General features: G+C 46.3%; 19 protein-coding genes, 6 pseudogenes and 1 other annotated feature. Of the genes and pseudogenes, 4 read left to right on the top strand and 21 right to left on the bottom strand.

Translation table 11 applies throughout. From position 1 onward, the window contains the following. Positions 1 to 11: 11 nt before the first annotated feature. The 11 genes from A8O29_RS00125 to A8O29_RS00075 all read right to left on the bottom strand — a co-directional run bounded on the left by A8O29_RS00125 (position 12) and on the right by A8O29_RS00075 (position 9,913). Positions 12 to 1,769 (bottom strand): O-antigen ligase family protein, encoded by a 1,758-nt coding sequence (locus A8O29_RS00125; RefSeq protein ID WP_174081177.1) that lies wholly within the window; start codon positions 1,767 to 1,769, stop codon positions 12 to 14. 214 nt (positions 1,770 to 1,983) lie between these two features. After that, positions 1,984 to 2,121 (bottom strand): IS3 family transposase, encoded by a 138-nt coding sequence (locus A8O29_RS22910; RefSeq protein ID WP_125355473.1) that lies wholly within the window; start codon positions 2,119 to 2,121, stop codon positions 1,984 to 1,986. Between the two features lie 133 nt (positions 2,122 to 2,254). Further along, positions 2,255 to 3,028, bottom strand: coding sequence for a hypothetical protein (locus tag A8O29_RS00115; protein WP_125355447.1), 774 nt, complete (start codon positions 3,026 to 3,028; stop codon positions 2,255 to 2,257). Positions 3,029 to 3,075: 47 nt separating this feature from the next. Next, on the bottom strand, positions 3,076 to 3,639 hold the full coding sequence (locus tag A8O29_RS00110; RefSeq protein WP_125355449.1) for a fimbrial protein: 564 nt from the start codon (positions 3,637 to 3,639) through the stop codon (positions 3,076 to 3,078). A gap of 12 nt (positions 3,640 to 3,651) precedes the next feature. Next, positions 3,652 to 4,152 carry a fimbrial protein gene (locus tag A8O29_RS00105; protein ID WP_125355451.1) on the bottom strand — a complete coding sequence of 167 codons (501 nt, stop codon included), beginning with the start codon at positions 4,150 to 4,152 and terminating at the stop codon, positions 3,652 to 3,654. A 15-nt stretch (positions 4,153 to 4,167) separates the two neighbouring features. Continuing rightward, positions 4,168 to 4,668 carry a fimbrial protein gene (locus A8O29_RS00100; protein ID WP_125355453.1) on the bottom strand — a complete coding sequence of 167 codons (501 nt, stop codon included), beginning with the start codon at positions 4,666 to 4,668 and terminating at the stop codon, positions 4,168 to 4,170. Between the two features lie 8 nt (positions 4,669 to 4,676). Next, positions 4,677 to 5,267 carry a fimbrial protein gene (locus A8O29_RS00095; RefSeq protein ID WP_125355455.1) on the bottom strand — a complete coding sequence of 197 codons (591 nt, stop codon included), beginning with the start codon at positions 5,265 to 5,267 and terminating at the stop codon, positions 4,677 to 4,679. Between the two features lie 55 nt (positions 5,268 to 5,322). Next, the gene (locus tag A8O29_RS00090) at positions 5,323 to 6,057 is read right to left on the bottom strand and encodes a fimbria/pilus periplasmic chaperone (protein ID WP_125355457.1); all 735 of its coding nucleotides are present in this window, start codon (positions 6,055 to 6,057) and stop codon (positions 5,323 to 5,325) included. A gap of 82 nt (positions 6,058 to 6,139) precedes the next feature. Next, positions 6,140 to 8,728, bottom strand: coding sequence for an outer membrane usher protein (locus tag A8O29_RS00085; protein WP_125355459.1), 2,589 nt, complete (start codon positions 8,726 to 8,728; stop codon positions 6,140 to 6,142). Positions 8,729 to 8,759: 31 nt separating this feature from the next. Next, positions 8,760 to 9,284 carry a fimbrial protein gene (locus A8O29_RS00080; RefSeq protein WP_125355461.1) on the bottom strand — a complete coding sequence of 175 codons (525 nt, stop codon included), beginning with the start codon at positions 9,282 to 9,284 and terminating at the stop codon, positions 8,760 to 8,762. Between the two features lie 68 nt (positions 9,285 to 9,352). Further along, complete coding sequence (locus A8O29_RS00075; protein WP_125355463.1) at positions 9,353 to 9,913, bottom strand: fimbrial protein; 561 nt, start codon at positions 9,911 to 9,913, stop codon at positions 9,353 to 9,355. Between the two features lie 414 nt (positions 9,914 to 10,327). On the opposite strand from A8O29_RS00075, the gene A8O29_RS00070 reads away from it, so the two are divergent. Together A8O29_RS00070 and A8O29_RS00065 are read left to right on the top strand one after the other, a co-directional pair. Beyond that, positions 10,328 to 11,439 (top strand): IS3 family transposase gene (locus tag A8O29_RS00070; RefSeq protein ID WP_125355465.1). Its coding sequence is split into 2 segments (ribosomal slippage): positions 10,328 to 10,589 and positions 10,589 to 11,439, totalling 1,113 coding nucleotides; the frame shifts between segments, so codons are not numbered across the junction. 56 nt (positions 11,440 to 11,495) lie between these two features. Then, positions 11,496 to 11,699, top strand: a pseudogene (locus tag A8O29_RS00065) (transposase); the annotation flags it as partial. Between the two features lie 29 nt (positions 11,700 to 11,728). Here A8O29_RS00065 and A8O29_RS00060 read toward each other — a convergent pair. The 3 genes and pseudogenes from A8O29_RS00060 to A8O29_RS00050 all read right to left on the bottom strand — a co-directional run bounded on the left by A8O29_RS00060 (position 11,729) and on the right by A8O29_RS00050 (position 14,881). Continuing rightward, positions 11,729 to 12,810: pseudogene (locus tag A8O29_RS00060) on the bottom strand (IS3 family transposase). Next, positions 12,467 to 12,583: a sequence feature (AL1L pseudoknot), on the bottom strand. (Overlaps the previous pseudogene by 117 nt.) A gap of 53 nt (positions 12,811 to 12,863) precedes the next feature. Further along, positions 12,864 to 14,025, bottom strand: a pseudogene (locus tag A8O29_RS00055) (IS3 family transposase). A gap of 373 nt (positions 14,026 to 14,398) precedes the next feature. Continuing rightward, positions 14,399 to 14,881: a pentapeptide repeat-containing protein gene (locus tag A8O29_RS00050; RefSeq protein ID WP_275942406.1), complete on the bottom strand. Its 483-nt coding sequence runs from the start codon at positions 14,879 to 14,881 to the stop codon at positions 14,399 to 14,401. Positions 14,882 to 15,331: 450 nt separating this feature from the next. On the opposite strand from A8O29_RS00050, the gene A8O29_RS00045 reads away from it, so the two are divergent. Next, on the top strand, positions 15,332 to 15,958 hold the full coding sequence (locus A8O29_RS00045) for a helix-turn-helix domain-containing protein (RefSeq protein WP_168713897.1): 627 nt from the start codon (positions 15,332 to 15,334) through the stop codon (positions 15,956 to 15,958). A gap of 370 nt (positions 15,959 to 16,328) precedes the next feature. On the opposite strand, the gene tnpC is transcribed toward A8O29_RS00045, so the two are convergent. Genes tnpC through tnpA form a run of 3 tightly spaced genes read right to left on the bottom strand, consistent with a single transcriptional unit; the run spans position 16,329 to position 18,638 of the window. Continuing rightward, positions 16,329 to 17,864, bottom strand: coding sequence for an IS66 family transposase (gene tnpC / locus A8O29_RS00040; protein ID WP_174081175.1), 1,536 nt, complete (start codon positions 17,862 to 17,864; stop codon positions 16,329 to 16,331). A gap of 49 nt (positions 17,865 to 17,913) precedes the next feature. Continuing rightward, positions 17,914 to 18,261 (bottom strand): IS66 family insertion sequence element accessory protein TnpB, encoded by a 348-nt coding sequence (tnpB, locus tag A8O29_RS00035; RefSeq protein WP_052908738.1) that lies wholly within the window; start codon positions 18,259 to 18,261, stop codon positions 17,914 to 17,916. Beyond that, positions 18,258 to 18,638 (bottom strand): IS66-like element accessory protein TnpA, encoded by a 381-nt coding sequence (gene tnpA, locus A8O29_RS00030; protein WP_125355933.1) that lies wholly within the window; start codon positions 18,636 to 18,638, stop codon positions 18,258 to 18,260. The genes tnpB and tnpA overlap by 4 nt, the downstream gene beginning before the upstream one ends. A gap of 75 nt (positions 18,639 to 18,713) precedes the next feature. Here tnpA and A8O29_RS00025 point away from each other — a divergent pair. Then, a pseudogene (locus tag A8O29_RS00025) lies at positions 18,714 to 20,078 on the top strand (IS3 family transposase). A gap of 95 nt (positions 20,079 to 20,173) precedes the next feature. On the opposite strand, the pseudogene A8O29_RS00020 reads toward A8O29_RS00025, so the two are convergent. From A8O29_RS00020 to A8O29_RS00005, 4 genes and pseudogenes are all read right to left on the bottom strand, one after another. Continuing rightward, a pseudogene (locus A8O29_RS00020) lies at positions 20,174 to 21,018 on the bottom strand (IS3 family transposase); the annotation flags it as partial. Positions 21,019 to 21,036: 18 nt separating this feature from the next. Continuing rightward, positions 21,037 to 22,202, bottom strand: a protein-coding gene (locus A8O29_RS00015; RefSeq protein ID WP_125355789.1) for an IS3 family transposase whose coding sequence is annotated in 2 segments (ribosomal slippage) — positions 21,037 to 21,938 and positions 21,938 to 22,202 — 1,167 coding nt in all. Because the reading frame shifts where the segments join, the coding sequence is not laid out codon by codon here. Positions 22,203 to 22,434: 232 nt separating this feature from the next. Continuing rightward, positions 22,435 to 22,718, bottom strand: a pseudogene (locus A8O29_RS00010) (transposase); the annotation flags it as partial. 150 nt (positions 22,719 to 22,868) lie between these two features. Then, the gene (locus A8O29_RS00005; RefSeq protein ID WP_420853899.1) at positions 22,869 to 23,885 is read right to left on the bottom strand and encodes a RepB family plasmid replication initiator protein; all 1,017 of its coding nucleotides are present in this window, start codon (positions 23,883 to 23,885) and stop codon (positions 22,869 to 22,871) included. Between the last annotated feature and the right edge of the window lie 21 nt (positions 23,886 to 23,906).

Here is a 23,906-nt window from a genome sequence, read left to right as displayed (position 1 = left end):
GAATCAGAATATTAGTGAATGAATTGACATTTAAAACGCGGATCTTTTGCGTAACTCAGGCATCCACGATGGCGCCAGCGTTGCACTTCATTATCATTTTTTTCTGCCGCGGCAATTTGCATCATGGTAACCGTCAGATTGGCATCATTATGCAGGCTCAGCCATTCCCCTGCCTGCTCCTGAAAGCGAAGAAGCCAACTAGAATCGCGTGATGAGTTAAACAGCATCAAAGATGCAATCGCTTTATCAAATAAAAGCTTATCATGCTGTGCCAGTACGTTACTTACTTCATCCAATGACGATAGATCCATTATTTGAAGCTGTTCTGCACTTCGTATTTTTATTGCCGACTGTAATCCTGTAGTAGAAAAGATCACACCCGTGAAGCTAAGCACGGCTATTCCACTTAGGATAAATGCTGAACATTTCCCCATTACTGGGTGTGACGCTTTCGATCGCTTAGCAACGGGCAAGGCCAACCACAGTAAGATAATCATCAAAACGCCATGGACTGCGGATAAATAAAGTGGAAATTCCGTCAACAAATGCACGATCAGAGGCAAGAGCAATGCACCTTTCAATACTGTAGTGCGATTCCAGCTTGTACGAAAAGGTAGCAATACGCCATATAGCCACATTGTCAGGCCAATAAGAGCAACCACGCCACCTTCCGCCCATACATAGAGTATTTCGTTGTGGGGGTACTTAACCGTCACAGTGAAGGGATTAGCTATATTGTTGCGTTCTAATGCACGAGGAAACTCAACTTCGAATGTGGCCAAGCCGTATCCTGACAATGGCTTTTCCTTGATCATCGCCAGAGCACCTTCGAACATGGTTAAACGCTCATTACCTGATTGACGGCGATTCCAGATAAGTCGCTCATTTGTTCCCGATGGACGTGCGTCGGCCGTTTTCACAGCAGCCGGTGTGATCAGCGGCATTCGTTCAACAAGAGCGATATTTCCAGCGACAACGCCACTACATAGCAAAAGGACAGCAAATGATTTGCTGCGCCAATGGATTCGTGAGTATAGTAGTAATATGCCCCCGCCCATTGTAGCTCCCAGCCAAGCCGAACGCGATTGTGTCATTACCAATCCCGCGCTGAGTACCAACACACTTACCCAATAGAACCGACTTTTGACGGTGGAGGGCAAAGTCATTGCCAGCAACAATGCACACAGCAATGCGCTCGCCAGAAACGATCCCAGCAAATTTACTTGTAACAATGAACCGATAGGGCGACCGCTGGCTGCGGTAAAAGAGTATCCGAGCGATTCACCTGCAGATGTGGGATACTCAATTTGCCAGAATGCCAGCAGTGTCTGTATGAGCCCAGCAATGGCAATGACGCCATAGATTCGATGGCGTACGCGCCCACGAACAGAAAACTGACGCAGCAGCAAAAAGATAAGTAGAAGAGCCCAAATACCTGCAAGGCGATAAAGAGCCGCAGATTTAAATGCGCTCTGCGTCCAGAAATATGGAACACTCATTAGCAATGCGCCGATAACTAACGAGCATTCCAACCTTCCCATCCGGAATTTCCGTTTCACCAGCAACCAGCATAAAAAAAGTGCCCAGAGCCCGACCCACACCCAGGTGATTAGATTCAGTGTCAATGACAACCCTTCGCCAGGTAACGAAGCCCACGGATAGGGCAGCACCAGCAAAAATAAAAGAATGGGCATCAAAAGTGTTGAAATTATAAATAATAGCCCCTGTTGGGTGAGAGTTTTTTGGGGGATAGGATATTCGGAAATCATAAAATCAGACTCAATATTATATTTTTCACTTTATAGTTATCGTTAGCCCTGATTCTGAAAGGGCATCTTTAGCAATTCAAAAGCATGAGAAAGGCGAGAGGTTTTATATATCATCGCCAAATCACTGAACGATGATGCCAACATCCAAATGAATGTTCAACTCCAATAATAGACTCAAAAGTTAAAGGCATGATTAGTATGACTTCAATCCTGATCAGTTTAACTGGAGGATTACCTTCGGGCTGGCGCCACCGAGATTGCTCTGGTTCCGGGCCCGGTTGTAGAATAATTGAATGTAATCGGAGATTTCGGCCCGGGCCAAATGGCGGGCCTTGAAGACACCTTTCCTGATGCGTCCTTTTCAACGAACAGAAATGCGACTCCGCTACCGAATTATCCAGCAGCTAAAGCATGCTCAGAGCAAGGGTGTTATCACGGCAGAAACGCTGCCAGTCGCCCCTGCCCTGAATTATCATGACTGTAAATCAGTTGAAGTTTGCAGTTATAACATGGTTTGTCTGGAAATCACCATCCGCGGTAGGAGTGCCAGAAAGTTTTGAATATAAAATTGTACTTCCACTTGAATGTCCAGTGATCGTTATGCTGCCCACTTCTCCCCCGGAAGAATTGTGAAAGCTTACACTTTCTTTAGCGCCTAGAGCTGTAACTTGTGCCGTGTTAACAGAAAAAGTAATACTGGCCGTAGAACTACAAGACCAAGGTACCTCTCCTTGGGCAGTATTACCATCCCATTCTGATGTCGACATGCTGGGGTAATTTATTGTTGGTGCCGTTATATGGCAAGAAGTTGTAGAACCCACGCCCCCTTGGCCACAAATAAAATTGGTAGGACCAAATTCGGCTTTCGTACTAGTCAATGTCCAACGCAATGTATTAACACCAGGTTCGCTACAGTCAACTGTACCAGAAAAAGTAACTCGAGTTCCCTGTTTTACTGCTTGCCCTTGGGGATAATAGCCCAATATAGAGTTAGCAGAATCACAATTGTTAAGACTAGGGGCGCATAACTGCACACCACAACTGGTGTTGCTAGAACCTGTTAGGGAAGTGAATGCATATTCATAGGTGCAGCTTCCACTAACATTCGCTCTCCCAACGGTACTTGAATCAGAAAAGGTCCAGTTTATTATATCACCATGCGAATCTTTTGCACTACCTGACACACTGGCAAATGCGCAGCTCGTCAACGATGTTAGGAGCAAAAAAATAGCTCCCTTAATAAAAATAGGGAATTTCAAAGTGTCACCATTAAATTATTCATGAAAATAAAGCCGATTAATTAATTTTATTGATACTCAAGATAAAATGTCGCTACGGCACTAAAGCTGCCACGTTTTATAGACTCATTTTGCAATGCACTTGGTTCACCTTCAACAAACGCCATAAAGTTTAATGCATCACTACCGTCACGTAATAGAATCGGGGTAGTAGTTTGATCTAAAGGTAAAAGCGTCCCATCTGATGTTTGGATGCCGATAGCGATCCCCATATCAGTGCTACCGGTGGCTTCATCTGTCACAGCTAAGTAACCCGGAAGTTCAGTGCTGGCTGGGCCTGAAAACTTAACGGTTACCGTACCGTCCCCCGCCCAGCTACTAATAGCACAGTCAACCAAGTGGATGCTAAAGGGTTGACTATTGGTCTTTTGATATTGATATAGACCTTTATCGATAACTGTACCAAAATTTAAGGTAATATTTTCGTCACCGGGTTGAACTGTGCAAGGTTCATTCACTAATGTGCCGTGAAAGTTCATTGCTGTCCCGCCTGTAGCTGCGCTTGCAAAATTACTGAAAATGAGAGCCATTGCTCCAGTAGTAAGGGACAAGAGTGAAAATTTTAATTTCATGAAATGATACTCTTATTCATAATTTGCCAGTAAAGTCGCAGTCGCTGAGAATGCTCCCTCGGGTAAATCACCAGTTGAAGGGTCTTTAACTGGGACAGCTTGCAATACTGGAGGAGAGTTCAAGTCTATTGTTATTCGTTTATTCATTTCAAATGGTACCCCTCCCTGTAATAGCTCAATCCCCAATCCACTCACATCCGTTTGAACTGCGGAAGTATTAAAACTTGACGCTGTACCAATAAAGGTTAAACCGAGCCCCAGATTTTCAGGGTTAGGATTGCAGACTATTGTATAGTTAACTGGTCGCATATAATTAACACCATCGATACGGTCAATACCGACATTACTACCAAAATCGACATCTATCGCCGAACCATCGCTTATGGTACAGGGCGGAGGTTCGGTTAAAGTACCTTTAATACTAATCTTAGCTTCGTTATCTACGGCATAAGAACATGTCGATGCGATAGAGATAAAAATACAAACACCGGAGACAAGTGGTAAGAAGCGCATGGTATTCTCCTTTAATCAGTTATAGCCGACACTTAATGTTGCAGCTGCTGTAAAATCCTGGCCCGACAAATTAACAGAGGAGTCTTTGGCTAACACAAGCTGAATAGCTGGTACTGATGATGTGTAATCAAAGTCAATTTTACCACTATTCAACGGTATATTACCCTCATTAGATTTAAACTGCACACCTAAACCAGGGACAGAAGTCGCCAAAAGCCCACTTCCGAAGCTTGCTGTAGTACCACTAATCGCAAACGCCAGACTGTTAGAATCGAGATCCTCGCATGTTATATTTGGGTGAATCGTCTGAATCTTATATGAATTGCCGTCTATCTGCGTGGTAGTAACATTTCCGAAGTCAACATTTATGTCTGCAATAGTACAGGTTAAAGCCCTCACTGTACCTTTTATATAAGCGGTAGACGATGTCGAACCAGCCACCGCCGTACTAATATCAAATGATATAAGAACACAAATGACACTGATTAGTTTTATATATCTGCATAATACACTCATGCTTAAGCCTAGTCATAATTGAGTCTAAAATTTACAGTAGCGGAGTACGCATCTGCGTTAAGCGGTGCCTGCGTTCTTTCAGGAGAAACATAGTATGTTAAGGTGTCATTTCTAGGAGTTAAAAATATTGGTTGACTCCTGCTTCCCAACTGAATATCTCGGTGAAGTTCATCAGTAATACGCAACCCTACACCAGAGATAGATTTCCCTTGAACTTTGACTAATTGGGGATTATCTGCATCTGCAGGCGCGAGAAACGTTACTGAAATTACTGGCTGGCCTTCACTCCATGCTTTACTGTCCGTGCGCTCATTCGTTTGAGAAGAATGCACCCTAACACAATTGCGCAGGCGTAGTTGGAAAGTCACTGGAGCTGACCTCTCGCCAATATTTTTTAATTGTTGCGTAGAAACGTCACCTAATGAAATTTCTTGTAGCGCAGATCCCATATCAAGTTGGCAAGCACCTTCAGTCATTTGCCCTGTGACATAAATTTCACCATGCTCACCATCTACATCCCAGTTATCGGCCGGCGGGTTAGCGTAGGCCGATAATGAGAGGGAGAAAGCAACAGAGAAAGATAGCAGTGTTTTTAGCATTTAATTCACCGGAGAGTTATATTCAAATTTCTATCTTTCAAGAGTGCCTACAAACTTAATTATTAGTGCTTTCCACGACATGACATTGCCCGGCATTACACTGAAGCTTCATTGTTGGTCGCCCACCAAAATCATTAACATATGTTAATACTGGTGCATTTCCCAAATCACTGCTATTTCCTGGAATGGTTGCTTCCCCTTTCGGTGGAACCATCATTGGCTGAAACCCTTCGATTGTCTTACCATTCTTTTTAACATCAATTAATGTTACGTAATATGCGGTTGGATTTTTAGCTACAGCTTTGCCACCTGCATAAGACAATGTTAGTTTTTCCTGCCATGGTGCATCTGATTGTTTAACAGCAATTGCTTTCGGGCGATAGAACAATTTGATACGTGTTTGGAGTGCAATTTGTAACGTATTCGGTTTGTTACTCCTTGGTGGAATTTCACGAAGGTTAAAATAATACACCGACTCTCTATCCTGAGGAAGAGAGTTCACCTCAGGAAGCGCCTGAAGCTTAATCTGGCTCTTACCACCGGCATCAATGCGCTGAATTGGGGGTAGTGCGGCAATCGGAGTAGATATTTTATTACCCTTATCATCTTCCAGCCATGACTGGGCTAAATATGGCAAGTCCTTATTCTCATTTGAAACCGCCACAGAAACAGAGCGATTTGCACCATCGTAGATAATACGAGTTCGATCAAGAGCTATAGCTGCTGAGGCGAATTGTGTGTATAGCATTCCAGCTAAACCACCAATGATAGCTAAATGTTTTTTGTTCATGCGTCCCCCTAACAGGGTGAAAGACTTATTCGTACTCATATATATTTGCTCATCGATATAAATAATGGTTTCATTTAATAAATTATTTGCATGGAAGCAGCAGGTTGATTCCTGACAATGTTAAATCCTTAGGCAGCGCACTCGGTAGTATAATCGAACATTGTTTTTTACCATCCCACTCTATATTCATTTCTTCGTTGGCATTAATACCACTTAAATAAACAGTCCCATCATCGCCAACGATTCCGGTTTGTTGCTTATCTTTATTTGTTATTAATGCCCCAAATGGAGGTGCTGAGCCATCTGCAAGCCGTATTGTTGCCATTGCTTTTTCGCCGGTAATCACGGCGAACTTACGATAACCAATTGCACCTTCAGTCAGTGTTGCTTGTACAACGGAATTTGTGACATCAACGTTGTTATCGAGATTATTAATATCGATATTTGCTTTACTACGGTAATAACTATTTACATCTGAAATCACCGCTACACCCATGCTATTTGTACGTACAGTTGCACCGTATCCCTGAACAGGTACATTAGCGGTATCTCCAACATCAACCATCAACCTGGCCTCACCCATTGAGTTCGTACGATGTAATGCAGCGCCTTTTGATGTCGCTGTAAACCCACCTTTTATACTCACACCTACGGAAGTGAACTGATTTGCCTGATAGCTCATATTACTATCAACTTCAGCCGCATCTCCTAAATAGGTATAATAGCCGCTTGCTGTTGGTCCGTCGCTGGACTCCCCGGCACTTAACTGATAGCTATTATGATCGTCAATAGTATTATAATAGCTAGCACTATTGCTTAGCTCATTGTTACTGAGCGATGAGTTAAAACTCACGCTATCGTTATCGCCAATGGGTAGTGTAAGGCCCAAGTAGGCCCCATTATCATTTGTATTGTTATATTTGTTTTTAAATGCTGTCAAAGAAAGACTTATGTTATGAAAACCAAACGCGTCAAACGTACGCGAAAGTGAGACGTTGTAGTAGTTATTTACTGGGCTATTCCAATAAGTTTCATGACTAAAATTAGCATAAATGCTCATTCCTGACTTACGGAATTGCTTATTGAACGTTATTGTGTATTTTTGTTTGCTATTTTCTTGTGTATCATCACCATGGATTGCATCGAGGTACTCACTCATTGTCATAAAATCTTTTTGAGAGAAACGGTAGCCTGCAAAAGTCACTTGGCTATCGTACTCATCAAAGTTTTTAGAATAGCTTACGCGCACTGACCCACCGGTGAGGCTTTTATCACTTTGAGGGACCAAGGCTCGAGAACCTGTAAAATCAAGAGCCACAGCACCCAATGCCAGCATATCACGACCAACCCCAAGCGAAAGGGAATTATAGTCTTTGCCGCCAATAGCGCCTCCATAAAGAGACCAGCCGTTACTTATACCCCAAGAAATCTCACCGGAGCCGAATGAAGGGCCATAATCACTATAATCATAGCTGTCATTGTAATTATCAGTACCGTCTTGATTCTCTGTGTCTGACGAGCCATAGTCATATTCGCGAGGCTTACCTACAGCAAGCTTGTAACGGATACTCCCTGGTCGTGTTAGATAGGGAACGCTTGCCGTATTAACTTGATATGTTTGTACCGAACCGTCTTGCTCTTCAACGCGTACATCTAAGCTCCCAGATACGGAATCACTAATATCTTGAATTTTGAATGGCCCTGCCGCCACCTGTGTATCATAGAGTACCCTGCCTTGTTGGCTGACAGTAACTTTTGCATTTGTTCTCGCGACACCGGTAATCTCTGGTGCATAGCCACGTAAGTTGGGAGGTAACATATTATCGTCAGTATCGAGGCTTGCCCCTACAAAACGGAAGCTATCGAATACGTCAGAGTCAAAGTAATCATCACCTACGGTTAGTTTAGCGCCTATTGAAGGAATCGGTCTATATGCGTAGGCTCGACTGATATCTACCTTTTTTTGACTATTGTCACCAGACCCGGTTGCATGATCTAAATTCGCCTGCCAATCGGCACGGAAGCGCCAATTTCCTAAATTTACCCCAGTTGTGCCATTACCACTAAGGGAATAATCTTTATCTTGATTATAATCGCTATGCTGCCAATTAGACGTTGCATTGACATTATAATCAAACAAAAAACCGTTTATCCCATGATCCCAACGAGATGGAGGATCCCAATCCGGCGCGGTATATTCCATATAAGCTTGCGGAATATTTATTATAAGCGTTGAAGATCCTAAATCACCTTTTGCAGTCAGACCTGGAAGGCTGTTGATATCAAGGCATTGCCCTTTATCTTTCCAAATCAACTTTTCTTTTGCACTATCTTTTAAGCCTAGTTGATCAACGATTTCAGCCGTCAGACATGCGTAGCTGCTATTTTTTGAATCAGGATCGTCGATGAAATTAACAGTGTACTCTTCGGGTAAAGTCTGTGTATTAACACTTACACTAAAATCGTAAGCGCCAGGCATAATGTAGCCAGACTTAGAGAATCTGCCGATATCTATGTTACTTCTATCTTTGACATCTAAGACATCTGTATTAAATTGAATTTCTTCGGCATGTGAGCAAATACTGACCCCACTTAATACAATCGATAGCGTTGCAGAAGCAATGCGTTCTCTAAATGGCAATGGTCTTGATTTTTGGTTATTGTTTTTCACTTCACACACCTTGAATTAACAACTTTTATAATCAGTAGTAGTCTAATTTATATCGAACCGTAGTATGAAAACTTCCTGATTTTAGACCTTTGTCATTACTAATCAGACTCATTGTATAATTTAATGTCATATCACCTGGTTTTAAACTCCTGGCAGGCATAGCGATGCCGGGATGTGAGACATTCCCGCCATCATCATGTATCTGCAATGAGATTCCTTCTGCGTCACCATCCAAGCCAAAATTATCTCCATCTACTTTTCCATCGAATGTAACCTGGAAGGCTTGCCAGCTTTCTGTTTGATGCCCCGCGTGTACGAGTGAGCAATTAATTAGATGTATTGAAAATGGGTAGTCATATGCTCTGCCATCACTAATCATTTCGCTCAGAGGCTGAGAGTGCATATCAACAACCTGATATCTACTCTTCGTATCCACTGCACATGCCGAGTCGATAATTGAGCCTTCCATATTAACAGTCCCATGCCCAGAATCTTTAGCGTTGGCAAGGGATGACAACCCAAGTAACAAAATTAGCGGAATTATTTTCCGACGCATCGCACCTTTTCCTCTCAAGGTGTTTGAATATTAGAGCCATCCTTGGCTCCAGCTCTAGATCAATAAAATTAATTATAAGCCAAAGTAAATTGTGCTACAGAAGTAAAGCCACCAGGAATGATTGCACCTGAAGCATTATCACCCTGCAAGAAAGCGGAGAAATGCAGCTGGTTATTACTGTCATTTACGTTCTGTGGGTCCGTAGCGGTACCTAACACAATATCATTGCCGGCTACATCTTTAATACCGATACCTGCACCTTTAGCGTCGCCATTCAGCGCAAGTAAATTAGTTCCAACATCGGAAGCAGCACCGGTGAAAGTAACGCTTACTGTCTTATCCGTTAAACCAGACGTGTCGCAGTTATCAAGGTCAATCGTAAACGGTACTGCAGTGGACGTGCCACCATCTTTGAGGGCTGCAGAAGAAATTTCGCCCAGTGGAACTGTCTGATCCTGTGACTCAGGAGAGATAGAGCACGGCGCATCGATGATTGAACCGGTGAAAGTAATTTGACCGTGTCCCTGATCAACACCTGTTGGTGCATCGCCACTAGGACCTGCTGCCAGCGCAGAATTCATACCAGCAACACTCATACATACAACCAGGGCAAGTTTAGCGAACTTCATTATTTGTACCACTCCATAGATATAACTTATATAATCGGATTATCACCGCATAAAGACGAGAGCCTACCAGACATTATTCTGCTCAGTATTATTGACCATAAATATATTTATATCCCACTCTCGAATCAGGTGCATGATACGCACCTTCGCCTCAGCATTGAAGTCCAATACTGGAGCGGGCACTTTCAACCATATTGCCAGGTAGCCTAGAAATTTTTAGTGCCTAAAAAAGACTGCTCAAAAATTTGTCCGCATTTCTCGAAATAAACCTGTCATATTCAGAGTCTCACCGAGACCATATTTATTGTTTTGCTGAAAAACATAGGAGATATGATTGTAAGTATCCCTGTAATCCGTGCCATTCACTTTTAGAGATCTTCCGACATACTGATTATGTCACCTGTGGAGATCGCGATGCGTAAGATCCGATTCACCGAGCACCAGATCATCGCCGTCCTGAAATCAGTCGAAGCGGGCAGGACCGTCAAAGATGTGTGCCGCGAGGCCGCAATTTCCGAAGCCAGCTACTACAACTGGAAGGCGAAATATGGCGGGATGGAGGCCGCTGATATCAAAAAAATCAAAGATCTTGAGGACGAGAATCGTCGTCTCAAACAGATGTTTGCCGATCTGAGTCTGGAATGCCGGGCGCTGAAAGACGTCATCGAAAAAAAGCTTTAAAACCAGCGATAAATCGTGAGCTCGTCAGCTATCTGACCGTACATTTTACGATGAGCATACGCCAGGCATGCAGGATGTTATCGCTGAGCAGGACGGTGTTTCGTTATCAACCGGAGACACGACGTGATGAACCGGTGATCCTGGCGTTGACTGAACTGGCAGAACGCTATCCGCGATACGGATTTAAGAAGCTTTTTCAGGTGCTTCGCAGGCAAGGTAACGCCTGGAACCACAAGCGTGTACACCGGATTTACTGTCTGCTGAAACTGAACTTTCGTCGTAAAGGAAAGCAACGTCTACCGGTGCGCAATCCGGCTCCACTTGCGACACCTGAGGCACTTAACCAGAGCTGGTCGATTGATTTTATGCACGACGCGCTGACATGTGGCCGACGTTTTCGGACTTTCAACGTCGTGGATGATTTTAACCGCGAGGCTCTGGCGATAGAAATTGACCTGAATATCCCGGCGCAGCGGGTTGTGCGGGTGCTGGACAGGATAGTGGCAAACCGTGGATATCCGCTAAAGATGCGGATGGATAATGGGCCGGAACTGATCTCACTGACTCTGGCGCAATGGGCTGAAGAGCATGGTGTGATGCTGGAATTTATCAAGCCGGGTAAGCCGACGCAGAACGCCTTTATCGAACGATTTAACCGAACATACCGGACCGAAATACTGGATTTTTATCTGTTCAGAACGCTGAACGAAGCACGGGAAATAACGGAACGCTGGCTGAACGAATACAACAGTGAGCGGCCCCATGAATCCCTGAATAACCTGACACCGGAAGAGTACCGGCTGATGGCTGAGAAACCAGAAATCTCAAAAAGTGCGTGGAACTAAAACGGGTGTGCTTACATGATCACCTCAGAACAACACAGGTGCATCATTGAAAATGAATGAAATTTAGTTCTGAATTCAGACGTGAATCACCCCAGTTGGTCGTCGTTCAAAATATTACAACCGCTCAGACAGCGAAGGCCATGGACGCTGGCCTTTCTACGATGATGAAATGGGTAAAACAGCTGCGTGATGACCGGCAGGGCAAAATATCAAACGCCTCTCCAATAACCCCGGAACAAATCAAAATTGAACCGCTCCGGTTTTCCTGAAGAGTATTTTGCCTGAGTGATCAGGTTGCCACATCCCGGTCATTCAGCGAAGCGTAATAGGCTTTTTCTGCCTCCACTGGCGGGATATATCCGGTGCGTTCCATCAATCGGTGATTATTGTACCAGTCCACCCATTTCAGCGTGGCCAGCTCAACATCCTGTCGGGTTTTCCAGCTTTGCCTGTGGATCACCTCCGCTTTGTACAACCCGTTGATACTTTCTGCCATCGCATTGTCATATGAGTCGCCCGTACTGCCTGTTGAAGCCAGCAGCTCCGCGTCTGGCCCACAGCGCCTGCTCCAGTGCATCCAGCACGAACGACATTGCCATCGTGGATGAGACCCGCCAGCCCACGATAAAACCGTCGAACACATCAATTATGAAGGCCACATATGCGAAACCCTGCCAGGTGCTGACGTAGGTAAAATCGGCCACCCAAAGACTATCGGGCCGTTCAGCCACGAACTGACGGTTCACCCGATCCTGTGGTGTTTCGACTTTGCTGCTGCGGGTGGTTCTGACACTTTGCCGCGTGTCACCCCACGTAGCTGCAGGGCTTTCATCAGGCGCTCAATGGTGCAACGGGCAACACTGACGCCTTCACGTTTTAGCTGTCGCCAGACCTTACGCACACCGTAAACGCTGTAGTTTTCTTCGTATACGCGCTGTATCTCAGGTATCAGCACGACATCACGTTTATCCCGACTACTGCGTCGTTCAGGATACTTCCGACGTTGCTGATGCCAGTAGTACGTTGACGGAGCAATATCCAGCTCATGACAGACTGGCCCGACCCCGTGTTCACCGCTCAGATTTTCCAGAAGCGGCATTATTTTTTCCAGTGGCGGTCGAGCTCCGCCTGGGTAAAATACGCTGAAGCCTGACACAGAATATCATTGCTGCGGCGCAACTCCCGGACTTCCCGTTCCAGTTCTTTCAGACGCTGGCGTTCACTGGCAGTCAGCACATTCTGCTCATCATCAACGGGCTCATGCTGACGGATCCAGATACGCAATGTCTCGGGAGTGCAGCCGATTTTAGGGGCAATGGAGCAGATAGCGGCCCATTGTGAGTTGTAGGTATTCTGGTTTTCCAGAACCATACGAATAGCGCGTTGACGAACTTTGATCTTCCCCACCAAAAATGGACACAGGCCTAAGCGAGGTTCTGGTTTTCAAATTGTTCCGGGCTGATACCGCCACACGCACTGTGACGACGCCACCGATTGTAATCACACTCGATATAATTAAACACCGTTGTTCGCATTATTTCCCGGCTGATAAAGCGTTCCCCGTGGATACATTCCACCTTCAGCGAGTGGAAAAAGCTTTCCGCGCAGGCATTATCATAACAGTTCCCTTTTGCACTCATACTGCCACGCAGATTATGCCGTTTCAGTAATGCCTGATAATCCGCTGAGCAATACTGACCGCCACGGTCACTGTGAACAATGACATTCTCCGGGCGTTTACGCCGCCAGAGGGCCATTTGTAGTGCATCGCAGGCAAGCTGTGCCGTCATGCGGGGTGACATTGACCAGCCGATAACAGCACGCGACCACAGGTCGATAACCACCGCCAGATACAGCCAGCCTTCGTCTGTGCGCAGATACGTGATGTCTCCGGCCCACTTCTGGTTCGGGCCGCTGGCGTAAAAATCCTGTTTCAGTAAATTTTCTGACACGGGCAGCCCGTGCTCACGGTAGCTGACCGGGCTGAACCGGCACGAGGCTTTCGCCCGCAGCCCCTGACGACGCAGGCTGGCGGCCACTGTTTTGACATTTACGTCAGGCCCTGCGCCCGCAACTCGTCTGTCAGGCGTGGCGCGCCATAGCGCTGCTTCGCCTGCCCGAAGGCATCACGAACGGCGCTATCGCAGCACTGACGATACTGCTGACGTGAACTCATCACAGAACGTCGCTGACGCCAGACATACCAGCCGCTGCGGGCCACCCGGAGGACGCGACACATCGCTTTGATGCTGAATTCGGCCTGATGTTTTTCGATAAAGACATACTTCATTTCAGGCGCTTCGCGAAGTATGTCGCGGCCTTTTGGAGGATAGCCAGCTCCTCAGCCTGTTCCGCCAGCTGGCGTTTGAGACGGGCATTTTCAGCAGCGAGTTCATTTTCACGGTCAGAGGATGCGAGCTGTTGCTGCTGTTTACTACGCCAGTTATAGAGCTGCGATTCATACAGGCTGAGCTCGCGGGATGCGGCGGCAACACCAATACGCTCAGCCAGTTTAAGGGCTTCCTGACGGAATTCAGGTGTGTGCTGCTTGCGGGGCTTTTTGATGGTTGATGCTGGTTTTGTCATGTGAGATACCTCTGGTTGAGAGTTTACTCACTTAGCAGCGTGTCCACTATTGATGGGTAAGATCACTTCAGGGGGAAATCGGTTATGTTTTGTCATCCTGGGTACCTCTCTCAAAGAGTGTAGTCTTCAGGATTACCGGGGCGGTTCAGTCAGTACGGAGGTGTTCGAACATACATCATCGTAAGGACCGGAAATGTCTAGACAGACTGACGCTTGTTGAATTTGACTACAATGTTACTTGAATCACAATGTCAAAAACATGTTGAAGTTGATCGGGCTATTTATATACATAAGAAAGTAACTCGGCCTTCAGTAAAAAATATATCTAGTCATTACATAAATAGATCATTAAATTTTTTATATCAATGTGTTACTACCCTACCCTATTATTATTATTTGTTAGCGCCTCTAATACGGTTTTGATAGCAGCATTGACAGTTTGCATTTCCATACAATCATCTAGTGTATAGAAATCTTTGTTAACCAAAACTGACACATCGTTGAAATAAAATATGAAATCGTTCCCATGATGAATCATAAATGAATTCACTGGCAACTTCGCTTCCCTTAAATCACATCCATACAATTGCGTCCGGTACAGGTTACATCCAGTTAAATTGGCTCCTCGTAAATCAGCACCACGTAAATCCGCGTTGCTGAAGTCTGTATTATTTAACAACGCGCTACGGAAATTCGCGTAGCGCATAACTGTATTCTGCATATTGCAGTTTGTAAGGATGCCGCCGCGCATATTTGCACTGGAAAAATACATACCATTTAGATCCTTCTCATTTAAATGAAGTCGTTGACCCTCTTCATTTTTTGAGAACACCCATCTCTCATGCTCATATAGCATATCCCTAACGCTCACACGCAACCCTCACTAGGTGTAATTATGCGACTTTACCATAGTTTTACACTATTTCATCATCCACTATTAGACTTCACATTCATAGTGTAATGAGACATCATATCGCCGCCTCAGCATGAGTATCGCATACCTCATTTTGAGATAAAAATGCATATAGCTTCACAAAGCAATTTTAAAATATAATACTGGACGCCATAGAGCCCAGTTCTATTTATTATCACATGTTTTTCATACATAGTTATGTGTTTTACTAAAAGCGCTTCTTTTATTGCGGGTGATTTCTGCCTCTGTGTTAGTTGCCAGTAATCCTGAAATAGACTATCTTATGAATCGATACAGTTGATGATTAATGATGTTCTCCATATTATTAACATTGATAGACATTCATGTCGCGCAGGAGATTGTAAAACTATGAACAGGACTCGGCAGGACAGCATGCTTGCTGTTAACGATGCATTTGAAAGAATGGACTTGAGCCCATTAATTGACATAATCATCGCCGAAGGCGTTAAAATTTCACTTCCCATGAGCGAATCGTTTATTATTCCTGATGATAGGATTTATTTCATTATTGAGGGTAACGTATCTGTTTCAGTTAGGTCTGATGATTTTATTCTCGCAAGAATTTTCAAGCACATCCCGCTTGGCTTGGTTGAACAGTATTTTGAATCAATAGAACTTGATTATTTTTCGAATGTTGATACACAAATTTTCAGCATTAGCATTGTTCAATGGGAATCAATGGTTAGTATGGGGGGTGAAATAAGCATTATAGCAACAAAAATACTGTCACGCATGATAGCTGCATTGGTTGAAGTTTATAGTGAGAGGAATGCCGAAACACATTACATTGTGATTCGTTCCCTTTTGTATCGATATATACATCAGTTCTCTCGGGGTATGATTCATAAAGAAAGCATTTCGGCATACATTACCGAAAGGACAAAAATTTCCCGTAGTCATACATTTAAAATACTGCAAGAACTAAAAATAGGTAAATATATTACTGTTGACAAAGGAATTCTCATCTCAATTAATAGAGAACTCCCTCTTCAGTTTTAACTACACTGTGTTTTCTTTTTCGTGAGAATTGATAGTTTTTATTTCTGGAGTCGGTTGATAGTATTCACCTGTGGCTCCAGCAATTTTCAACATTTACCTTTACCTACCCTAAGCCTTATTAATAATGGCGTTTTTTAACTCCATTATGATTTTTGTGTTGGTGTAATGTTGACAAATGACATCCTGAAAATGACTTCAGAAGTTTAATAGGCTAGAACTTCATAAATATCTTCGCCTATTACCACTCTATGTAAGCACACATCAACTCCACGGCTTCCTGTAAGCACACCCGTTTTAGTTCCACACACTTTTTGAGATTTCCGTCTTCTCGTAAGCGTCCAGCTAGAACCGTATTGACGGGGATGTGTTATTAAGTTGGCAGTTCTACGCGCCAGGGGAGCAGTTCACTCACCCGATTGACCGGCCAGTCTGCGATAACGTCAAGCACATGGCGAAGGTAGCTTTCTGGATCCACGTCGTTCAGTCTGCACGTCCCGATCAGGCTGTACAGCAGTGCTCCCCGCTCACCACCATGGTCAGAACCGAAGAACAGGAAGTTTTTTCGCCCCGGACTGACCATCCGCAGCGCATTCTCGGCGATGTTGTTATCTGCCTCAGCCCAGCCATCTTCTGCGTAATACGTCAGGGCTGACCACTGGTTCAGGGCATACGCGAACGCCTTCGCCAGCTCCGAGTGTCGCGACAGGGTTTTCATTTTTTCCCGCAGCCAGCTTTCCAGTGATGTCAGTAACGGTTTCGTTTTCAGCTGACGTTCCGCACGGCGCTTCTCTGCCGGTGCTCCCCTGATATCCGCCTCGATGTCATACAGCTCGCCGATACGTTTCAGGGCTTCTTCTGTCAGCGGAGACGGAGTGCGGACGTGAACGTCATGGATTTTACGTCGGGCATGTGCCCAGCACGCGGCTTCCTGTACATGGCCTTCGCGGTAGAGCTCGTTGAACCCGGCGTACGCATCGGCCTGCAGCACACCGCTGAAGCCGGCCAGATGAGTCTGCGGATGGATGCCTTTTCTGTCCGGTGAGTAGGCGAACCAGACTGCCGGGGCCAGCGCTGACCCGGCGTTACGGTCGTCGCGAACATATGTCCATAAGCGTCCGGTCTTCGTTTTCTTATTACCTGGCAACAGCACCGGGACCGGCGTGTCATCCGCGTGGAGCTTCCCGTCGGTCAGCACGTATTGCTGCAAGGCCTCTTCCAGCGGGGACAACAACCGGCAGCATGCATCCACCCAGCCCGACAGGAGTGACCGCCGCAACTCCACACCCTGGCGGCCGTATATCTCTGACTGGCGGTACAGTGGCGTATGCTCTGCATATTTTGACGTCAGGACCCGGGCAAGCAGACCAGACCCGGCGATACCCCGCTCGATGGGACGTGACGGGGCGGGTGCCTGCACGATAGCGTCGCATTTTGTGCAGGCGTGCTTTTCCCGCACCGTCCGGATAACCCGGAAGGCACTGCGCATCAGCTCCAGCTGTTCCGCGCTGTCCTCACCCAGATAACTCAACGCACCGCCGCAGTCCGGGCAGCATGCCTCTGTCGGCAGCAACCTTTTTTCATCACGGGGGAGTGATTCGGGGAACGGTTTACGGGCGCGGGTCTGACGCAGCGGACGCTGCATTGTCGGGTCATCCACCCGACCGGTCAGCGCATCGCTTTCCTTCTGAAGCGCCTTCAGGTCGGCTTCCATCTGTGCGATACGGCGGGAGACTTTTTCGGAACGACTGCCGAAGTTCATCCGGCGAAGTTTATCCAGCTGCGCCTGCAGATGGTCTATTTCACGCTCCCGGTCGGCCAGTTTTTCCAGCAAGGCACGGTTCAGCGCTTCCTGTTCGGCAAGGCGCTGTTTCAGCAGAAGGATATCGTCAGAAGAGGTGTCGTTCATAAGCCCGTATTTTACCAGGCTTATTCAGCAACAACCAGGATAAAGAGATTTACAGCATGGTCAGGGATGTCAGCAACCGCTTTGGCTGCCGCCAGTCGATGCCTTCCATCAGCATCGCCAGCTGTGCCGGGGTCAGGAACACTTTTCCATCGCGGGCCGACGGCCAGGCGAAGCGCCCACGCTCCAGCCGTTTCGTGAGCAGACACAGCCCGTCACCGGTTGACCAGAGCAGTTTGACCTGGCTGCCACTGCGGCCCCGAAAGATGAAGACGTGGCCGGACATCGGATCGTCTTTCAGCGCCGTCTGCACTTTTGCAGCCAGCCCGTTGAAGCCGTTGCGCATGTCGGTGATGCCGGCAACCAGCCAGATTTTGGTCCCGGAAGGTAACGGGATCATCGCTTCAGTTCCTGTATCAGCAGAGTCAGGAGCTTTTCGCTGACGGTGCCGTTGAGGCGAAGCGTCCCGTGCCGGAACGTTACCTCACAGCTGATACTGAGAGCCTCCGGGCCCTCAGCGGTTAGTTCTGGCTGTACGGAGGAGGCATCGAGAGTCACAGGGAGTAGCTGAGGACTCTCTGAGGAAGGTAATAGCAGCTTTCCCTCACGCCATTGTTGGCGCCATTTGAACAACAGATTGGCGTTAATGCCATTTTCGAGCGCCAGTTTTGAGATGGAGATACCGGGTTCGCAGGAGGCAGCAACAAGCTGCTGCTTAAACTCAGGAGAATAATTAGGGCAGCCCTTACGCCTGCCGGGAGTCACATTTTTCAGCATATCTGACACTTTGGATCCCACTACTAATTGATCTGCGCCCCAAAAGTTAGACACTAGATTGAAGTCCGAGGGCGCATGGCAAAATTTTCATTGAAATTCAAACAGGAAGTCGCAGAAAAATATCTTGAAGGTGAGTTGAGTCTGAAAGCTGTAGCTAAAATGTACAACCTTTGTCCAAGCTCGGTACGAAAGTGGGCATACGTTTACAGGGAGCATGGGATTGAAATTCTTAGCGGTAAGAAGGGTCGTCATTCTGCTGATTTCAAACTTATGGTGGTGAAGGAGGTCGTAAATGGTGGCTTTTCCGCTCGAGAAACAGCGGTTAAACATGGGTTACCAGCTTTCAATACAATATGTCGATGGATTGAAAAATATAGGAAATATGGTGATGATGCCTTCACCATAAAGCACAGAAAGATCAGCACCTTGACCGATAAAAATATCGTACCGTCAATACCAGAGCCAGAGCTGACCAATAGCGAGCGAGAGGAGCTTGAACAGCTAAGGGTTGAAAATGCCTACTTAAAAAAGCTGAAAGCCTTGGTTCAGGAGAAAACACGCTCAGCACACAAGAAAAAGTGAGCGTTGTTAATGAGCTAAGGCAGGAATGGCCTTTGTCCCGGCTGTTAATTGCCGCTGAGTTGCCGCGGAGCACATTCTATTATCATATCCGACGTCTTGCTGACCCGGATCGGTATCAGTTTGCCCGGGCGCTTGTGCTGAACATCTGATCCTACCCACGTAATGTGGACACAGCACAAAGGTCGATACGGTTACCGAAGGATCAGATTGGCGTGCCGTAACGAGGGGGTTTTACTTAACGGTAAAACTGTCAGAAAATTAATGAAAGAGCTGGGGATTAGCAGTCTGATTCGCGTAAAAAAATACCGATCATACAGAGGGTCAGAAGGAAGAGCCTGCGATAACATCCTGAAACGACAGTTTGATGCTGAGCGACCGAACGAAAAGTGGGTAACAGATGTCACCGAATTTAAAGTTAATGGTCGGAAGCTTTATTTATCACCAATAATGGATCTCTATAATGGTGAAATTATCGCTTACAACCTTGCTGCCCGCCCCTTGCCATCGATGGTGAATACCATGCTCACCGACGCACTGAAACTGTTGACTAAAGATGAACGACCACTCCTGCATAGCGATCAAGGCTGGCAATATCAGATGCCGCGATGGAAGCGGTGGTTAAAGAGCAATGGTATAACCCAGAGCATGTCACGTAAGGGAAATTGCCTTGATAATGCCGCAATAGAGAGCTTCTTCGGGACGTTGAAAGCTGAATGCTATTACCTTAATGAGTACAAAAGCGTGGAAGAGTTAAAGCGAGACATCATCAGCTATATTGATTATTACAACAAGCTGAGAATAAAAGAAAAACTTGGAGGCCTTAGTCCGATAGAATACCGACTAAGGCAAGCTGCATAGGGTTGTCCAAGATCTGGGGCGCAGATCATATTTTTGGTGGACACCACTTTGTCGAATGCGTCAGAAAATCACCAGACGGTACTGAGATGACGCTTACGGTTAAACCGTTCAATAAAGGCATTCTGTGTAGGCTTACCCGGTTTGATAAACTCCAGCATCACCCCGTGTTCTTCCGCCCACTGTGCCAGAGCCAGTGATAACAGTTCCTGCCCGTTATCCATCCGCATTTTCAGCGGATATCCACGGTTTGCCACTATCCTGTCCAGCACCCGCACAACCCGCTGCGCCGGGATATTCAGGTCAATTTCTATCGCCAGAGCTTCACGGTTAAAATCATCCACCACGTTGAAGGTTCGAAAGCGTCTGCCGCAGACGAGCGCATCGTGCATAAAATCAATCGACCAGCTCTGATTGAGCGCTTCCGGCGTTGCCAGCGGGGCCGGATTGCGCACCGGCAGGCGTTGTTTACCCTTACGACGAAAATTGAGTTTTAACAGACAGTAAATCCGGTGTACCCGCTTGTGATTCCAGACGTGCCCCTGCCTGCGAAGCACCTGAAAAAGCTTCTTAAATCCGTATCGCGGATAGCGTTCTGCCAGTTCAGTCAACGCCAGGATAACCGGTTCATCACGCCGGGTATCGGGCTGATAAAAATACACCGTCCTGCTCAGCGATACGGTCCTGCATGCCTGGCGGATGCTCATGGAAAATTGTGCAGTCAGATAGCAGACAAGCTCCCGCTTTATCGCTGGTTTTAAAGCTTTTTTTCGATAACGTCCTTCAGCGCCCGGCATTCCAGACTCAGATCGGCAAACATCTGTTTGAGACGACGATTCTCGTCCTCAAGGTCTTTGATTTTTTGGATATCAGCGGCTTCCATCCCGCCATATTTCGCCTTCCAGTTGTAGTAGCTGGCTTCGGAAATAGCGGCCTCGCGGCACTGTAGTGGATCACAAAATCAGGACACCGGAATAACCTGCTTCCACTTTTCTTCATGCAGGTAAGGCGATAATCCACCATTGTTCGTATGAGGGCGGTACATGTTGTAATAACCATTTATCCACTGGTTTATGTCGAGTACCGCATGGCTAAAATCACCATAACCACCTTTGGGAAGCCATTCACTTTTAAGGCTGCGAAAGACTCTTTCCATCGGCGAATTATCCAGACAATTCCCTCTGCGACTCATACTTTGCATTACCCCATAACGCCAAAGTAACTTTCTGTATTTATTACTTTTATATTGAACTCCTTGATCTGAATGAAACAGAAGACGTTCATTACGCGGCCGTGTTTCCAGGGCATTACGCAAAGCCCTGCATACCAAATCAGCATCAGCGGTTAATGAGAGGGCTGAACCAATAATCCGGCGTGAATATAAATCAACAACAAGCGCGAGATAGCACCACCTGTCCTGCAGGCGAATAAAGCTGATATCGCCACACCAGACGCGGTTTGGTGCGGCGGGGTTAAACTGCCGGTTCAATAAGTTTGGCAATGCCGGACTGTTGTCTTCATTTATTCGGTAGCGATGTTTAACAGGCTGGTGACTGGTCAGCCCGCATTCCTGCATCAGTCGTCGCGCCAGCCACCGGCCTGCATCAACGCCACTCTGGCGTAACATCTGGCTGATTGCCCGACTCCCTGCAGCACCACGACTGAGAGCATGCAGTGCTCTCACCCGACTTCGTAATGCAATTCTTTGTACATTAACCGGATGCTTCACCTGCGCGTAATAAACGCTACGGTGAATACCGAATAAATGACAAAGAACCTGCACAGGCCACTTTGCTTTCAGCCGTGTGATTAGCGCGATAACTTTCCGGGGGCTTCGCTCATCAGCACGGCAGCCTGCTTTAGTATTTCTTTTTCCATCTCAAGACGTTTTATCTGCGCTTTAAGCTGCTGAATTTCGCGCTGTTCAGGAGTAATAGCATTGCCGACGGGCTCAATACCCAGAAGTTCCTGCTTATAAAGCCGTATCCATTTGCGCAAATGGTCAGGGTTGAGTTCGAGCGCCTGAGCAACTTCCCGTACATCTCGCTGGTATTTAACAACCTGTTCGATAGCTTCGAGTTTGAACTCCGGGGAAAATGTGCGTTTAGTCCGACGAGTTTTGATCATGTATCACCTCATGTTCACTGTTTTAACATTAACAGGATTTCGAGGTGTCCTGAATTACCGATCCACTACACACACATCTTTGACGGTGCGCCCGGCTTCGACAGACTTGAGAACGGCGATGATCTGGTGCTCGGTGAATAGGATCTTACGCATAGCGATCTCCACAGGTGACATACTCAGTATGTCGGAAGATCTCTAAAAGTGAATGGCACGGATTACAGGGATACTTACATTCCCGCTTCTGGTCTGTCGTCAGTACTTTCGCCCAAGAGCCACCTGAAGCGCCTCCTTATCGAGCATGGCTTCGGCGAGCAGCTTCTTGAGTCGGGTGTTCTCTTCTTCAAGCGACTTCAGGCGCTTAACCTCAGGCACTTCCATACCGCCATACTTCTTACGCCAGGTGTAAAACGTGGCATCGGAAATGGCGTGCTTGCGGCAGAGTTCACGGGCAGATACCCCGGCTTCAGCCTCGCGGAGAATACTGATGATCTGTTGGTTGGAAAAACGCTTCTTCATGGGGATGTCCTCGCGTTGCTGAACAACCACTATGGCAAGCAGAATCATTCTATAACCGCTATAACAAGTGAACCAGCGACTCATCCACTATAGAAAGTGGAAATCAAAGATAGTAAGCACATATCTAAGTAAAATAACTATCTATAGTGGTTACTTTACTTCACCACGGCGAATGCGATCCAAAAGTTGCTTTTCTTCAGCTGACAGTCGCACAAGCTCACCCTCTCCTGAGTCACTACCCTCCTCAATCTCAATATCTTCTTCACTAGCAAGCGGTAAGCCAAGTGGAAGACCATCAGGATGAAGCTTTGGTCGACGCTCATGAATGATGAAATAGACTGTCCTGCCACGCTTTAACTCTGAATAATCGAGATAACCAATATCACGCAGCTGCTCCATAGCTTTACGAACAGTAGCATTTTGGGTGATGGGTCTCGAGGTCAAATTTAAGCGCGCTCGTAGTCTAGCAAGAGACACTGGCGCAGGGCTGGAGGGCAGGCTTTCAATATAGGTATAAAGAGCCTGTGCTGATTCTTTCCGTGACAAGACGTTGATAGCTCTCAGTTGCAACAAGACCTTTCTATCGAATTGATAAAGCTCGAAAATTTTAGGATCTGCCTGGATCGTAACCTGATCTGTCTTAGGACTATACTTAGCTGATTGAACTAAGTGTGTCACGTAGTAATCACCAGCCTTGTTGGAGAAGGAGATGGTATTAGTCGCAATACGTGTCAGGGAAGAATCGAGACGCTTACGAAGTTTTGCTGATGATCGTGCGGAAGGAATTCCACAAAGTTTAACAAATTCAACAAAAGGTAAGCTGACACTATCACCAATAGTTTTATGGCGGGCAAAAGCATGGATAATTCCGACCCAAGTTTTAAAGTCGTTATCCATATCAAGGCGGGCACCAGTAATTTTAATGTTTTCATAACCTTCAGCCTTAACCAGAGAAAGCTGACTAAGCTCACTGGTCACATCCATAGAGGCCATCAGCCCTGTCCTTCCACGGGCTGTGGATTTCAATGTCGGCACAAAAAGACCAAGCCGCATAAGCGCTACAGGTTGCACTGTGTTACCAGAATTTGGTGTCAGTGTAACAACAGTACCCGTTTCTTTGTTCGTCTCACTGAATGAACTCTTAATCAGATCGTTATCCTGCTCCATGTCGGATCCTTTATCATTCAT

It is taken from the genome of Scandinavium goeteborgense (genome assembly GCF_003935895.2).
GTDB lineage: Bacteria > Pseudomonadota > Gammaproteobacteria > Enterobacterales > Enterobacteriaceae > Scandinavium > Scandinavium goeteborgense.
The sequence above is the reverse complement of the archived record's forward strand: the minus strand, read 5'-3'. Positions and strand labels throughout refer to the sequence as shown.